The following is a 12,886-nucleotide window of genomic DNA, read 5'->3' on the forward strand; positions in this document are numbered from 1 at the left end:
ATTAATCCTCCAGAACCCAGGTGTCTTTGGTGCCGCCGCCCTGCGATGAATTGACGACCAGCGAGCCCTTGGTCAAGGCAACGCGGGTCAGGCCGCCAGGCACCATGTTTATGCATTCGCCCGAGGACAGCACGAAGGGGCGCAGGTCGAGGTGGCGCGGCGCAATGCCCTCCTCGACGAAGGTCGGGCAATTGGACAGGGCCAGCGTCGGCTGGGCGATGTAGCCCTCCGGCTTGGCGATCAGCAATTCTCGGAAGTGCGCGATCTGTTCCTTGCTCGATGCCGGGCCGACCAGCATGCCGTAGCCGCCGGCGCCATGCACTTCCTTGACCACCAGTTCCGGCAAATGATCGAGCACGTACTTCAGGTCGTCCGGTTTGCGGCACATGTAGGTCGGCACGTTGTTCAGCTTCGGCTCTTCGCCGAGGTAGAAACGGATCATGTCCGGGACATACGGGTAGATCGACTTGTCGTCGGCGACGCCGGTGCCGACCGCATTGGCCAGTGTCACGTTGCCGGCCCGATAGGCCTGCATCAGCCCCGGTACGCCCAGGGCGGAATCGGCACGGAAAACCTGCGGATCGAGGAAATCGTCATCGATGCGGCGGTAGATCACATCGACGCGCTGCGGCCCCTGCGTCGTGCGCATGTAGACCACCTCGTCCTTGACGAAGAGATCGCGCCCCTCGACCAGTTCGACGCCCATCTGCTGGGCCAGGAAGGTGTGCTCGAAATAGGCGCTGTTGTAGGCCCCCGGGGTCAGCAGCACTACCGTCGGATCGGAAACCCCCTTGGGCGACACCGCGCGCAGCTTCTCGAGCAGCACGTCCGGGTAGTGCTGGACCGGCGCCACCTTGTGCCGGGCGAACAGTTCGGGGAACAGCCGCATCATCATCTTGCGGTCTTCGAGCATGTACGACACACCGGACGGCACGCGCAGGTTGTCTTCGAGCACGTAGAACTCGCCGGCGCCGGCCCGCACGATGTCCACGCCGGTAATGTGCGCATAGATCCGGCCCGGCACATCGACGCCGCGCATGATCGGCCGGTACTGGGCATTGTTCAGTACCTGCTCGGCCGGAATGACGCCTGCCTTGAGGATTTCCTGATCGTGGTACACGTCCCACAGGAACATGTTGATCGCCTTGACCCGCTGGCGCAGGCCGGACTGCAGGGCCCTCCATTCGGCTGACGGAATGACACGGGGAATGATGTCGAAGGGGATCAGGCGCTCCTTGCCGGCCTCCTCGCCATACACGGCGAAGGTGATGCCGACGCGGTGGAAGGCCAGATCGGCCTCGGCCCGCTTGCGTTCGATGCGCTCCGGCGGTGTCGCCTTGAGCCAGTCTTCATATCCCTTGTAATGCGCCCGGACGCCGCCTTGGGCGTCGTACATCTCGTTATAGAAGTTCATTTTGGACTCGTCGCTGAGGATGCTCTCACACCGGATTCAGCAGGTTCCATGCCACCTGCAAATGACCTTCAAATCATACGCTCGGTACTACTTTGCGACTATTGACGCACTGTAAAGGTGCGCCTCGAATTCATGATGGTGCAAATAAAAAAACCCGCTGGATCGCTCCAGCGGGTTTGGTACAAAACGTACTGCGAACGGCTTAGACGCGTTCGAAGATCACGGCAATGCCCTGACCGCCACCGATACACATGGTGACCAGGCAGTACTTGCCGCCGATGCGGTTCATTTCGTAAATCGCCTTGGTGGCGATGAAAGCACCGGAGCAGCCGACCGGGTGGCCGAGGGCGATGGCGCCGCCGTTCGGGTTGGTCTTGGCCGGATCCAGGCCGAGCACCTTGGAAACGGTCAGTGCCTGGGCAGCGAAGGCTTCGTTGGATTCGATGACGTCCATCTGGTCCAGGGTCAGGCCGGCCTTCTTCAGAGCCAGCTTGGTCGCCGGGATCGGGCCTTCACCCATGACGTCGTTCGGCACGCCGGCAACGGCGTAGGAGACCATGCGGGCGATCGGCTTCTGGCCGGCAGCGGCAGCCTTGGCAGCATCGGCCAGGACGAAGAAGGCAGCGCCGTCGTTGATGCCGGAAGCGTTACCGGCAGTGACCGTACCGTCCTTCTTGAAGGCTGCCTTCATCTTGGCCAGCGATTCCATCGTCGTGCCACGCTTCAGGTGCTCGTCGGTGTCGAACACGACTTCGCCCTTGCGTGTCTGCTTGACGATGGGCAGGATCTGCGACTTGAAGTGGCCAGCGTCGATGGCGGCAGCGGCACGGCGCTGCGATTCGACGGCGAAGGCATCCTGGTCTTCACGGGTGAAGCCGTGCTTGGTGGCCAGGTTTTCTGCGGTGATACCCATGTGGCCGACGCCGAACGGGTCGGTCAGCACGGCGACCATGGCGTCGATGGCCTTGGTGTCGCCCATGCGGGCGCCGGAACGCAGCGTCGGCATCAGATAGGCTGCCTTGGACATCACTTCGACGCCACCGCCGATACCGTAGTCGCAATCGCCGAGCAGAATGTTCTGGGCGGTGGTGACGATACCCTGCAGGCCGGAGGCGCACAGACGGGAAACCTGCATGGCGACGGAGTCCATCGACAGGCCGGCCTGGATGGAGGCCACGCGGGACACGTAGGCGTAACGGGAATCGACCGGCATCGTGGTGCCGACGGTCACATAGTTGATCTGCTGCGGATCGACGTTGGAACGGGCGATCGCTTCTTTCATGACGGTGCTGGCCAGATCGCACGGATCCATGTCAGCCAGAGAACCACCGAAGGCACCGATGGGGGAACGAACTGCGCTCAGAACGACAACATCTTTGCTCATGAAACACCTCCAGATATAGATTATTCAGCCCACCAGACTAGCGAGCCCCAGCAAAAAGAGCAACAACATCCACACGACCGTGGCTCGCCAGACGAGGCCCACGGCACTTTGCATGAAATCTACGTCGGCTGGATCGCCCAGCCCCAATTCTGCGCGGTCGGAGACCTCGACGCCATCGACCACCGGCCGGCCCAACTGCACGCCCAAAGCCCCTGCCCCGGCTGCCAGCACGATGCCCAGATCGCGGTCCGGCCATTGCGCCGGCTGGGTGCGCCAGCAGTACGCCGCATCCTCGAAGTCGCCGACGATGGCAAAAGCCGAAGCGGTCGCGCGCAGCGGCAGCCAGTCGATGATACCGAAAACCTGGCGCGAAAATAGCGTAAATGCATTTTCCTGGTCGATCCGCTCGGCATTCCAGCGATCGCGGACGATCAGCGCCAGCCGGTAGAGCAAGGCGCCGCACGGTCCGGGCAGCAGGACGAACCAGAGCAGCACGGCAAAGACATGGCGGTGCGAAGCGGCCAGCGCCCCTTCGATGGACAGGCGTGAGATGTCTTCCGAACCGAGGTTGTAGGTCGAACAGCCCTGCCATTCGGCGAGCAACTGGCGCGCCCGTTCAAGGTCGCCCAGGCGCAGAGCCAACTGGATCTCGGTGTAATGGTGGCTGAACTGGCGGAAGCCCATGGTCAGGTAGAGCACCGCCACGTTGAGCAGCAAACCGAACAGCGGACTCAGCGCGTATAGCGCAGCATAGACGAGGCCGACCAGGGCCACCGGCAAGAGGACGGCGAAGCACCAGGCCAGCACACCATGGCGATAGGCACCTGCATTGAAACGGGATTCGATGAAATCCGCCCAGGCGCCCAGCGGCTCGGCAATGATGCGACGGTAATCAAGGGGCTGCAGTTGCTCGATGAGAAAAACTGCAATCAGCGAGAGGAGACTCATGTGGGGCTAAGCATTGCCGTATTCGGCTTATTTTCATATAGCAAAGTGTCACGATACCACAAGCTCAGGCGACGTGGAGAAGGCCTAGCCGCTCGGACAGCGAGCGGATCATGCCCGCCGTTGCGCCCCAGATGAAATACTCGCCGTAGGGCATGGCGAAATAATTGCGCAGCGCCCCGCGGTAATGCAGCGAATGCTGCTGGTGATTGGCCGGGTCGAGCAGAAATGACAGCGGCACCTCGAAAATCTCCGCCACTTCGAAAGGGTCCGGCTGCAGGTCGAACGGTGGCCTGACCAGCGCCACCACCGGCGTCACCCGGAACCCGGTGCCGGTGCGGTATTCCGGCAGGAAACCGACAATCTCGATCCGCTCCCGCGCCAGGCCGATCTCTTCCTCGGTCTCGCGCAGGGCGGTATCCGTCGGCGACCGGTCATGTTCCTCGACGCGGCCGCCGGGAAAACTGACCTGCCCGGCGTGGTCCCGCAGATGGGCCGTGCGCTGGGTGAGCAGAACGGTGTAGCCGTCATCGCGCAGGACGATAGGAAACAATACCGCCGCCGGGGTCAGCGGCAGGTCTGCTGCGCCATCTTCCTGCACAAACTCGCCGGCCAGCGGCTCGGGAAGCAAGCTGGCCCGCAAACGCTCCAGATCAACCGTCATTTCGCCGCGGAGTCTTCCTCGATTTCGGCATTGACCGACGCCAGCGCGTCCTGCAACGTTTCTTCGGACAAATCGTTGATCGACGTGGCGACCAGGTCGGCCGACTCGACCGCACCGACCGGCAGCCGCTTGCTGTCCAGGCTGGCGATCAGTACCGCCGCCGAACCGGCCACGCGCAACAGCGCCTGGCGCTCACCCATCAGCATTTCCAGCTCTTCGCGCAGCAGCGCTATTTCCTGATCTCGTTGCGGCATCTGCTCTCTCCTAGAATCGTTTTTTAAGTGTCATGGTACTGCCGTCGCGCTGCATTTCCATCCGGTTCAAAAAGCTCATGCCCAACAGGGCAATCGGCATGTCGGTCTGATGGATCAGCGCGCCCACGTTGTGCAAGGTCACATCGCCGATGCGCACGGTATCGAGTTGCACCTTGCTCACCACGGCCTGTCCATTGGCCGTATTGGTCAGCGTTTTCTCGCCACGATTGAAATCGACACCAACCCGCCGTGCATCGCTCATTCCCAGCGAAATCATCGTCGCTCCGGTATCGACCAGGAAGCGGACCGACGTCCCGTTGATCGTGCCGGTGGTGAAGAAATGGCCCTGCCCGTCCGCCGTCATGACGATCTTGCCGGAGCCATCGCCATTCGCCGCGCCGACGGCATACTGCCCGACGCGCAAGGGGCGCTTCTTGCCACCGATCTCGATCATCACCTGATCGCCCTGAACGGATAGTACCTTGACGCCATCCAGAGTCTGCCCGACCGGGACGGCCTGCGGCTCGCTGCCGTTGATCATCAGCATCGCCTTGCTGCCCATGATGCCGGCCAGGCCGACTTCCTGGGCCACAGCGACAGGGGACATCGAGAAAAAGAGCGCAGCGAGCAGCGTAGAATGACAACTCACTTTCGAGGACATTTTCCGCACCATGAAACCCGTTGCCATCTTCCGCCACTCCCCTACCGAAGGTCCGGGCTATTTTGCCATATTCCTTGAGCAGCACGGGATTCCCTGGCAATTGATCGCCATTGACGAAGGCGCCGCCGTGCCGGCCAAACCGGACGACTTCTCCGGCCTCTGCTTCATGGGCGGCCCGATGAGCGTCAATGACCCGCTGCCCTGGATCGAGCCGGTGTGCGCGCTGATCCGCTCGGCTGTCACTGCCGACATCCCGGTCATCGGCCACTGCCTGGGCGGCCAGTTGATGAGCAAGGCGCTCGGTGGCGAGGTCACCCGCAATCCGGTCAAGGAAATCGGCTGGGGCCAGGCCTTCGGCGAGGCCAATGCTACCGCGCGGCACTGGCTGGGCGACTTGGCCGGCAAGAGCGGGATCGTTTTCCAGTGGCACGGCGAAACCTTCAGCATCCCGGGCGGCGCGACGCGCCTCTTTTCCAACAACTACTGCGCCAACCAGATGTTCGCCCTCGGCCCCCACCTGGCCATGCAGTGCCATGTCGAAATGACGCCCGAAATGATCGCCAAGTGGTGCGAACAATGGGCCGACGAGGCGAATGCCGTAGCCGATCAGCCGAGCGTGCAAACCCCGCAGGCCATGGAAGGCGAAATCGCCGCCCGCCTGCCGACCATGCGACAGTTGTCGGAACAGCTGTATTCGGTGTGGATCAAGGGCCTGGCCCGCTGATCAAGACAAAGGGCAGCCGAAGCTGCCCTTTTCGTTTTATCCGGCCGGATCAACCGGTCAGTCGCGGAAATTGCCCGCCTTGATCGGGAAATCGGTCACTTCCTTGCGGATCAGGGAAATGCAATCCTGCAGGTCGTCACGCTTGGCGCCCTGCACGCGCACCGCATCGCCCTGGATCGAGGCCTGCACCTTGAGCTTGGCATCCTTGATCATTTTGACGAGTTTCTTGGCCAGTTCGGTCTCGATACCCATCTTGATTTTCAGCTCCTGCTTCACCTTGTTGCCGGACACCTTCTGTACCGGCTGGTGATCGAGGCGCTTGGTGCTCTCGACTTCTTTTTTCTCCATGGCCGGGAACAGGATGTCCTTGATCTGGTCGAGCTGAAAGTCCGAATCGCCGTGCAGGGTGATGACCTTGTCCTTCTCGTTGAACTCGACCTTGGCCGAGGTACCCTTGAAGTCGTAGCGGTTGTCGATCTGGCGAACGGCGACGTCGATGGCGTTCTTCAACGCCACCATATCGGCTTCGGAAGTGAAGTCAAAACTGGGCATGAAATCTCCTGAAATCAAAAGCCCGGCGACGGCCGGGCTGGTTGGCTCACCGGCTGTTTAGCCGAAGTGGCAAACGTAGTGGTAAGGCTCGTCGCAGGCGATTTCGAAGCTGGAATTGCCCGGCACGTTGAAGGACTGGCCATCGCCGTAGGTCTTCCACTCGCTTTCGCCTTTCAGCTTGACGCGGCAGGAACCGCCGACACCTTCCATGATTTCCGGCGCACCGGTATTGAAGGTCAGGCTGGACGGCAGGATCACGCCGACCGTCTTCTTGGTGCCATCGGCCAGCACCACGGTGTGGCTGACGCACTTGCCATCGAAATAAACATTGGCCTTCTTGACCACCGAAACGTTGTCGTATTGCGACATTTAAATACCCCAGAGTTTTTGAATGATTCCCTTGGCGATGAAACCGACCATGCCGAAAGCCAGCACGAAGAAGAGCACGAAGGTACCCGTCTTGCCGGCCTTGGACTTGTAGGCGATCTCGCCGATGATGAACAGCATGAAGAGAATGAAGGCACCCACGCCCCAGGTCGAGAAGAAATCCGCGATCTGTTCTTCGTTGAGTCCGAAAACGGTGCCTTCCATCGCTTAGCCCTTCTTCTTGGCGGCCGGCTTCTTGGCGACAGCCTTGGCCGGTGCAGCAGCTTTCTTGGCCACCGGAGCGGCCACGGCCTTCTTGACCACGGCCTTGGCAGCTACCGGCTTGGCGACGGCTTTCGGTGCAGCCTTGGCGACCTTGGCTGCCGGCTTGGCTGCCGGTTTAGCGGCAGCGGCCTTCTTCGGCGCCGCCTTCTTGGCAGCGGCCGGCTTACCGGTCTTCTTCGCCGTCAGGTTGGCCGCAATGCGCATGCGCAGGGCGTTCAGCTTGATGAAGCCGCCAGCATCACGCTGGTCGTAGGCACCGGCGTCGTCTTCGAAGGTAGCGATGGTCGAATCGAATAGCGAATCGGTCGCCGAATCGCGGCCGACGACGATGACGTTGCCCTTGTACAGCTTGAGGCGAACGGTACCGTTGACCGTCTGCTGGGTGTGGTCGATCAAGGTCTGCAGCGCCTTGCGCTCCGGGCTCCACCAGTAGCCGTTATAAATCAGGCTGGCGTAGCGCGGCATCAGGTCGTCCTTGAGGTGGGCGACTTCGCGGTCCAAGGTAATCGATTCGATGGCACGGTGGGCGCGCAGCAGGATGGTGCCGCCCGGGGTTTCGTAGCAGCCGCGCGACTTCATGCCGACGTAGCGGTTCTCGACCAGGTCGAGACGGCCGATGCCGTGCTTGCCGCCCAACTCGTTGAGCAGGGCCAGCACTTCGTGGGCCTTCAGCTTCTTGCCATTGACGGCGACCACGTCACCCTTGGCGAACTCCAGATCCAGGTATTCAGCCTTGTTCGGAGCCTTTTCCGGCGACACCGTCCACCGCCACATCGACTCTTCGGCTTCGGCCGCCGGGTCTTCCAGGTGACGGCCTTCGTAGGAAATGTGCAGCAGGTTGGCGTCCATCGAATACGGCGAGCCGCCCTTCTTATGCTTCATGTCGATTTCGATACCGTGCTTCTCGGCATAGGCCATCAACTTTTCGCGCGACATCAGATCCCACTCGCGCCACGGGGCGATGACCTTGATGCCTGGCTTCAGCGCGTAGGCACCCAGCTCGAAACGTACCTGGTCGTTACCCTTGCCGGTGGCGCCGTGGCAGATGGCGTCGGCGCCGGTTTCGTTGACGATCTCGACCAGGCGCTTGGCGATCAGCGGACGGGCGATGGAGGTACCGAGCAGGTACTCACCCTCGTAAACGGTGTTGGCGCGGAACATCGGGAAGACGAAGTCGCGGACGAACTCCTCGCGCACGTCGTCGATATAGATGTTCTTCGGCTTGATGCCGGCCTTCAGTGCCTTGGCGCGTGCAGGTTCGAGTTCTTCACCCTGGCCGAGATCGGCCGTGAAGGTGACCACTTCGCACTTGTACACGTCCTGCAGCCACTTGAGGATGACTGAGGTATCCAGACCGCCCGAATAGGCCAGCACAACCTTCTTGATATCGCTCATTTGCGTTCCCTTGTTTCGATTTTGATTTAATCCAGCCGCTCAGCCCTGAATACGGCCCAACAGCAAATACTCCATCAACGCCTTCTGGACGTGCAGGCGGTTCTCCGCCTCATCCCAGACCACCGATTGTGGTCCGTCGATCACTTCGGCCGTCACTTCCTCACCGCGATGCGCCGGCAGGCAGTGCATGAACACGGCTTGCGGGTCGGCCACCCGCATCATGTCGCCATCGACGCACCAGTCGGCGAAGGCCTTGATCCGCTCCTCGTTCTCGGCTTCGAAGCCCATCGAGGTCCACACGTCGGTGGTGACCAGATCGGCGCCGCGGCAAGCGTCCATCGGATCGGCGAAAATCTTGAAGCGGGCCGGATCGATTTTGCCGACCAGTTCCGGCTGGATCTCGTAGCCCGGCGGGGTCGATACATGAACCTTGAAATCGAGCACTTCGGCCGCCTGCAGCCAGGTGTTGCACATGTTGTTGGCGTCGCCGACCCAGGCCACGGTCTTGCCCTGGATGTCGCCGCGATGCTCGATGTAGGTATAGATATCGGCCAGTATCTGGCACGGGTGATATTCGTTGGTCAGCCCGTTGATCACCGGCACGCGCGAATTGGCCGCGAAACGCTCGATAATCTCTTGCTCGAAGGTGCGGATCATCACAATGTCGCTCATCCGGGAGATGACTTGCGCCGCATCCTCGACCGGCTCGCCACGCCCGAGTTGGGAATCGCGAGTATTCAGGTAGATCGCCGAGCCGCCCAGCTGCTGCATCCCGGCCTCGAAGGACAGACGCGTCCGCGTGCTGGCCTTTTCGAAAATCATCACCAACGTACGGTCGGAAAGCGGCCAGTACTTCTGGTAGGACTTGAACTGGTTCTTGATCCACGCCGTGCGTTCGAACACGTAGTCGAACTCGTCGCGGGAGAAATCCTTGAATTGCAGAAAATGTTTGATTGCCATGATTAAGCAGCCAGAAATGCCTTGATCAGCGGCGCGGTGCGCACCACCAGCTCGCGGGCGTCGCTTTCGCTGAAGATCAGCGGCGGCAGGAAACGGACGACGCTATCCGCCGTCACGTTGATCAGCAGGCCGGCCTCTAGGCCCCGGCCGACCAGGGCGCCGCACGGACGATCGAGTTCGATGCCGATCATCAGGCCATGGCCGCGAATATCGACTACCCCCTTGGTGCCAGCAAGCGCTTCGCCGAACAGCTGGCGAATCTGGCTACCGATATGCGCAGCGTTGGCCAGCAGGCCGTCCTGCTCGATGACCTCGATGGTCGTCAGCGCAGCGACGGAGACCAGCGGATTGCCGCCGAAGGTCGAACCGTGGTTGCCCGGCCCGAAGAGGCCAGCCGCCTTGCCGCGCGCCAGACAGGCACCGATCGGCACGCCCGAGCCGAGGCCCTTGGCCAGAGTGGCGATATCCGGTTGTACGCCGACCTGCTGGAAGCCGAACCAGCTTCCGGTACGGCCCATGCCGCACTGCACTTCGTCGCAGATCATCAGCCAGTCGTGGCTATCGCACAGCTCGCGAACGCCGCGATAGAAGGCCGGATCTACCAGATGAATGCCGCCCTCGCCCTGAATGACCTCGAGCATGACGGCAACGATATTCTTGTGATGTTCGGCGACGTTGCGGATCGCCTCCAGATCGCCATAAGGCACCCGGACGAAGCCGCTCACCAGCGGCTCGAAGCCGGCCTGCGCCTTGCGATTTCCGGTCGCCGACAAGGTCGCCATGGTGCGGCCATGGAAAGCCTTTTCCATGACGATGATGGTCGGCATCTCGATGTTCTTCTTGTGGCCGAAGAAACGCGCCAACTTTATGGCCCCTTCGTTGGCTTCGGCACCCGAATTGCCGAAGAACACCTCGTCCATGCCTGACAGGGAACACAGCTTGTCGGCCAGTTGCTCCTGCTCGCGAATGCAGTACAGGTTAGAGGTATGCAACATGCGACCGGCTTGGGCGGAAATCGCCGCCACCAGCCTGGGATGGGCGTGCCCCAACGTCGAAACGGCAATCCCGGACAGGGCATCCAGGTACTCCTTGCCTTCGGTATCGGTAATCCGGGAGCCCTGGCCGTGACTGAATGTCACCGGCAAACGGGCATAGGTATTCATGACATGCGACATGAGGCAACCTCATAAAACGAAAACGGCGGCAATTGCCGCCGAAACGACCACCACCCGACGGGTCATACAACCCAGGCCAAGCAGCAGAAAGCCGAATTTTATGAGAAAAACAAGGCATTGTATAGAACGCCGCTCGCCCACCAAGCCCCGCCGCATCGCGCCCTGTGCGCCATAATTATGGAAAGGTTAAGCGCTTCTGCTAGAATGCGCCCACGCAAGGTCGTATCGCCCGAAAACGCAGAGTAGAACAATGACAAACCTAGAATCGACCACATTCATCATTGTTGGCCTCACCAAAGAAGGACGCAAATTTCGCCCCAGTGATTGGGCCGAACGCCTATGCGGCGTCATGTCCGCTTTTGGTGCCGAGCGCAAGATGAAATACTCCCCTTACGTCGGCCCCGGAGATTACAACGGCGAAAAAGCTGTCTTCGTTGACGGCCGCCTGGGCGAACTAGAACCAATGGCTTACCGCTTCATGCTCAATTTTGCCCAGGACAACGACCTGCAAATCGTCGACGGTGTTTGCTCGATCGACGGCAAGAAATAAGCAGCAGTAATCAGAAACGGCAGAAATAAAAAAGGCGCCCGCAGGCGCCATTTTTATTGGGGCAATCTACCGCGATTAGGCAGCAGCAAGCGCCTTGATCTGAGCGGACAGACGGCTCTTGGTACGGGAAGCCTTGTTCTTGTGAACAATCTTCTTGTCGGCAATGCGGTCGAGCACTGCGACGGATTGCTGGAAGACGCCCTGTGCGGCGGCTTTATCACCAGCTTCGATCGCCTGGCGCACGCGCTTGATCGCGGTACGCAGGGTCGAACGCAGGCTGGCGTTGTGGGAGCGCTGCTTGTCAGCTTGACGGGCGCGCTTGCGGGCTTGTGCGCTGTTGGCCATGAATGAATTCCAATGGTGTTTCGATAAACCGAGGATTCTAACCGCACTGAGAACAAAAAACAAGATGCCGCATTGAAATCAGTGATGCATAGCCAAAATATACGCCGCTCATCGCCCCCAGCGGACCGTTGATTGATCCTGATATACACAATCCGAAAATCGGAGTCGATAATTCAAAATAAGGAGATGATCCATGAGGAAACAAAGCCTTCCGTTACCTAAAGGTTTCACGATAATAGAGTTGGTTATCACCATCGCCGTTCTAGGCATAGTGATAACTTTAGCAGCTCCGTCGTTTCAGCGAACGATCGCTGCCAATCGCGCCCAAGCCGTTAGCATGGACTTAGCGTCTGCTTTAATGCAAGCACGAGCTGAAGCAGTCAAAAGAGCAACCAAAGTTACTCTTTGCAAGAGTGTAGACGTCGCTAGCAATGCGAACCCGACCTGCACATCGGCCTCAGGGACATCCTGGGCCAATGGCTGGGTTTCCTTTACGGATGCCGGTACCGCCGGAAGCATTGACGGAAGCGACGCAAGACTAAAAATGGCGCAGCCCAATATTGGCTCTGGCACCCTCACTAGTTCAGATAGCAACTTTGGCAACTTTATATCGTTTGACTCCAGAGGGGCCGTCATCTCCAGCGGGGGAGCGTCAACAACAACATTCTCAATTTGTATAACCCCCTCGTTGCGAACGATTCAGATCTCTCCAATGGGTCGCATTCATACAGACTCAGGAAGCTGTTGACATGACTTCAAGGCCACCTCTCTCCTTTCATCATCAACAAAATGGCATGACGATGATCGAAACTCTAATCTCGATTGTCATTATCGCTATCGGCCTGCTGGGCTATGCCGGCCTTCTCCTGCAATCCAACAAGGCCAATCTGACATCCTATCAGCGCAGTCAGGCAACCTTACTGGCCTATGACATCGCCGATGCCATGCGTGCAAACCGCAGCAGCGCGCTAGCCGGACAATACAACATTGCCATGGGTTCTGCTGCCTCAAGCGGATCTGCTGTATCCACGCAGGATCTCGTACGGTGGAAATCGAATCTCTCGAAGGCGCTTCCGTCTGGTGACGGATCCATCCAAGTCAACGGAACAGGCAGCGCAACGATAACGATACAGTGGTCGAATACTAGCCAAGTACACGCTGGCGAGGACAGTAGCACCACATTCGTCACCCAAACCAGGATCTAGGGATTAC

16 protein-coding genes and 1 pseudogene are annotated in these 12,886 nt (G+C 60.0%); 4 read left to right on the plus strand and 13 right to left on the minus strand.

The window, feature by feature from the left end; all coding sequences use genetic code 11:
- Position 1: 1 nt before the first annotated feature.
- The 6 genes from LZ012_RS14980 to LZ012_RS15005 all read right to left on the minus strand — a co-directional run bounded on the left by LZ012_RS14980 (position 2) and on the right by LZ012_RS15005 (position 5,310).
- Entirely contained in the window at positions 2-1,414 is a 1,413-nt protein-coding gene (locus tag LZ012_RS14980) for a circularly permuted type 2 ATP-grasp protein (protein WP_275711636.1), read from the minus strand.
- Positions 1,415-1,616: 202 nt separating this feature from the next.
- A complete protein-coding gene (locus LZ012_RS14985) occupies positions 1,617-2,798 on the minus strand; it encodes an acetyl-CoA C-acyltransferase family protein (RefSeq protein ID WP_275711637.1) in 1,182 nt (393 codons plus the stop codon).
- Positions 2,799-2,822: 24 nt separating this feature from the next.
- Positions 2,823-3,746, minus strand: a complete 924-nt coding sequence (locus LZ012_RS14990; RefSeq protein ID WP_275711638.1) for a CobD/CbiB family protein — start codon at positions 3,744-3,746, stop codon at positions 2,823-2,825.
- A gap of 64 nt (positions 3,747-3,810) precedes the next feature.
- The gene (locus tag LZ012_RS14995; protein ID WP_275711639.1) at positions 3,811-4,407 is read right to left on the minus strand and encodes a CoA pyrophosphatase; all 597 of its coding nucleotides are present in this window, start codon (positions 4,405-4,407) and stop codon (positions 3,811-3,813) included.
- A complete protein-coding gene (locus LZ012_RS15000) occupies positions 4,404-4,661 on the minus strand; it encodes a hypothetical protein (protein WP_275711640.1) in 258 nt (85 codons plus the stop codon). Before LZ012_RS15000 ends, LZ012_RS14995 begins: the two co-directional genes overlap by 4 nt.
- 10 nt (positions 4,662-4,671) lie before the next feature.
- The gene (locus LZ012_RS15005) at positions 4,672-5,310 is read right to left on the minus strand and encodes a retropepsin-like aspartic protease family protein (RefSeq protein ID WP_275711641.1); all 639 of its coding nucleotides are present in this window, start codon (positions 5,308-5,310) and stop codon (positions 4,672-4,674) included.
- 22 nt (positions 5,311-5,332) lie between these two features.
- On the opposite strand from LZ012_RS15005, the gene LZ012_RS15010 reads away from it, so the two are divergent.
- On the plus strand, positions 5,333-6,046 hold the full coding sequence (locus LZ012_RS15010; RefSeq protein ID WP_275711642.1) for a type 1 glutamine amidotransferase: 714 nt from the start codon (positions 5,333-5,335) through the stop codon (positions 6,044-6,046).
- Between the two features lie 57 nt (positions 6,047-6,103).
- Here the strand turns inward: LZ012_RS15010 and LZ012_RS15015 are convergent, their stop codons facing one another.
- The 6 genes and pseudogenes from LZ012_RS15015 to LZ012_RS15040 form a co-directional block, all read right to left on the minus strand.
- On the minus strand, positions 6,104-6,598 hold the full coding sequence (locus LZ012_RS15015; protein WP_275711643.1) for a YajQ family cyclic di-GMP-binding protein: 495 nt from the start codon (positions 6,596-6,598) through the stop codon (positions 6,104-6,106).
- 57 nt (positions 6,599-6,655) lie between these two features.
- On the minus strand, positions 6,656-6,967 hold the full coding sequence (ppnP, locus tag LZ012_RS15020; protein WP_011288757.1) for a pyrimidine/purine nucleoside phosphorylase: 312 nt from the start codon (positions 6,965-6,967) through the stop codon (positions 6,656-6,658).
- The gene (locus tag LZ012_RS15025) at positions 6,968-7,189 is read right to left on the minus strand and encodes a DUF2788 domain-containing protein (protein ID WP_275711644.1); all 222 of its coding nucleotides are present in this window, start codon (positions 7,187-7,189) and stop codon (positions 6,968-6,970) included. It abuts the gene before it with no gap.
- Positions 7,190-7,420: 231 nt separating this feature from the next.
- A pseudogene (locus LZ012_RS15030) lies at positions 7,421-8,644 on the minus strand (argininosuccinate synthase); the annotation flags it as partial.
- Positions 8,645-8,683: 39 nt separating this feature from the next.
- Complete coding sequence (argF, locus tag LZ012_RS15035) at positions 8,684-9,604, minus strand: ornithine carbamoyltransferase (RefSeq protein WP_420839531.1); 921 nt, start codon at positions 9,602-9,604, stop codon at positions 8,684-8,686.
- A gap of 2 nt (positions 9,605-9,606) precedes the next feature.
- A complete protein-coding gene (locus LZ012_RS15040) occupies positions 9,607-10,779 on the minus strand; it encodes an aspartate aminotransferase family protein (RefSeq protein ID WP_275711645.1) in 1,173 nt (390 codons plus the stop codon).
- A 250-nt stretch (positions 10,780-11,029) separates the two neighbouring features.
- On the opposite strand from LZ012_RS15040, the gene LZ012_RS15045 reads away from it, so the two are divergent.
- On the plus strand, positions 11,030-11,329 hold the full coding sequence (locus LZ012_RS15045) for a DUF3579 domain-containing protein (RefSeq protein ID WP_275711646.1): 300 nt from the start codon (positions 11,030-11,032) through the stop codon (positions 11,327-11,329).
- Between the two features lie 75 nt (positions 11,330-11,404).
- On the opposite strand, the gene rpsT is transcribed toward LZ012_RS15045, so the two are convergent.
- Positions 11,405-11,674 carry a 30S ribosomal protein S20 gene (gene rpsT / locus LZ012_RS15050; protein ID WP_150429559.1) on the minus strand — a complete coding sequence of 90 codons (270 nt, stop codon included), beginning with the start codon at positions 11,672-11,674 and terminating at the stop codon, positions 11,405-11,407.
- Between the two features lie 193 nt (positions 11,675-11,867).
- Between rpsT and LZ012_RS19815 the strand changes: the two genes are divergently transcribed.
- Together LZ012_RS19815 and pilV are read left to right on the plus strand one after the other, a co-directional pair.
- Complete coding sequence (locus LZ012_RS19815; protein WP_420839532.1) at positions 11,868-12,422, plus strand: GspH/FimT family pseudopilin; 555 nt, start codon at positions 11,868-11,870, stop codon at positions 12,420-12,422.
- Position 12,423: 1 nt separating this feature from the next.
- The gene (pilV, locus tag LZ012_RS15055) at positions 12,424-12,879 is read left to right on the plus strand and encodes a type IV pilus modification protein PilV (RefSeq protein WP_275711647.1); all 456 of its coding nucleotides are present in this window, start codon (positions 12,424-12,426) and stop codon (positions 12,877-12,879) included.
- Positions 12,880-12,886 lie beyond the last annotated feature (7 nt).

It is taken from the genome of Dechloromonas hankyongensis (genome assembly GCF_022012295.1).
Lineage (GTDB): Bacteria > Pseudomonadota > Gammaproteobacteria > Burkholderiales > Rhodocyclaceae > Azonexus > Azonexus hankyongensis.

Excerpts from the sequence above, each read along its gene's own strand:
- ppnP (WP_011288757.1), bottom strand. The coding sequence starts at position 6,967 with ATGTCGCAATACGACAACGTTTCGGTGGTCAAGAAGGCCAATGTTTAT.
- LZ012_RS15010 (WP_275711642.1), top strand. The coding sequence starts at position 5,333 with ATGAAACCCGTTGCCATCTTCCGCCACTCCCCTACCGAAGGTCCGGGC.
- LZ012_RS15015 (WP_275711643.1), bottom strand. The coding sequence starts at position 6,598 with ATGCCCAGTTTTGACTTCACTTCCGAAGCCGATATGGTGGCGTTGAAG.
- rpsT (WP_150429559.1), bottom strand. The coding sequence starts at position 11,674 with ATGGCCAACAGCGCACAAGCCCGCAAGCGCGCCCGTCAAGCTGACAAG.
- LZ012_RS15040 (WP_275711645.1), bottom strand. The coding sequence starts at position 10,779 with ATGTCGCATGTCATGAATACCTATGCCCGTTTGCCGGTGACATTCAGT.
- pilV (WP_275711647.1), top strand. The coding sequence starts at position 12,424 with ATGACTTCAAGGCCACCTCTCTCCTTTCATCATCAACAAAATGGCATG.
- LZ012_RS14995 (WP_275711639.1), bottom strand. The coding sequence starts at position 4,407 with ATGACGGTTGATCTGGAGCGTTTGCGGGCCAGCTTGCTTCCCGAGCCG.
- LZ012_RS15000 (WP_275711640.1), bottom strand. The coding sequence starts at position 4,661 with ATGCCGCAACGAGATCAGGAAATAGCGCTGCTGCGCGAAGAGCTGGAA.
- LZ012_RS14985 (WP_275711637.1), bottom strand. The coding sequence starts at position 2,798 with ATGAGCAAAGATGTTGTCGTTCTGAGCGCAGTTCGTTCCCCCATCGGT.
- LZ012_RS19815 (WP_420839532.1), top strand. The coding sequence starts at position 11,868 with ATGAGGAAACAAAGCCTTCCGTTACCTAAAGGTTTCACGATAATAGAG.
- LZ012_RS15025 (WP_275711644.1), bottom strand. The coding sequence starts at position 7,189 with ATGGAAGGCACCGTTTTCGGACTCAACGAAGAACAGATCGCGGATTTC.
- LZ012_RS14980 (WP_275711636.1), bottom strand. The coding sequence starts at position 1,414 with ATGAACTTCTATAACGAGATGTACGACGCCCAAGGCGGCGTCCGGGCG.
- argF (WP_420839531.1), bottom strand. The coding sequence starts at position 9,604 with ATGGCAATCAAACATTTTCTGCAATTCAAGGATTTCTCCCGCGACGAG.
- LZ012_RS15045 (WP_275711646.1), top strand. The coding sequence starts at position 11,030 with ATGACAAACCTAGAATCGACCACATTCATCATTGTTGGCCTCACCAAA.
- LZ012_RS14990 (WP_275711638.1), bottom strand. The coding sequence starts at position 3,746 with ATGAGTCTCCTCTCGCTGATTGCAGTTTTTCTCATCGAGCAACTGCAG.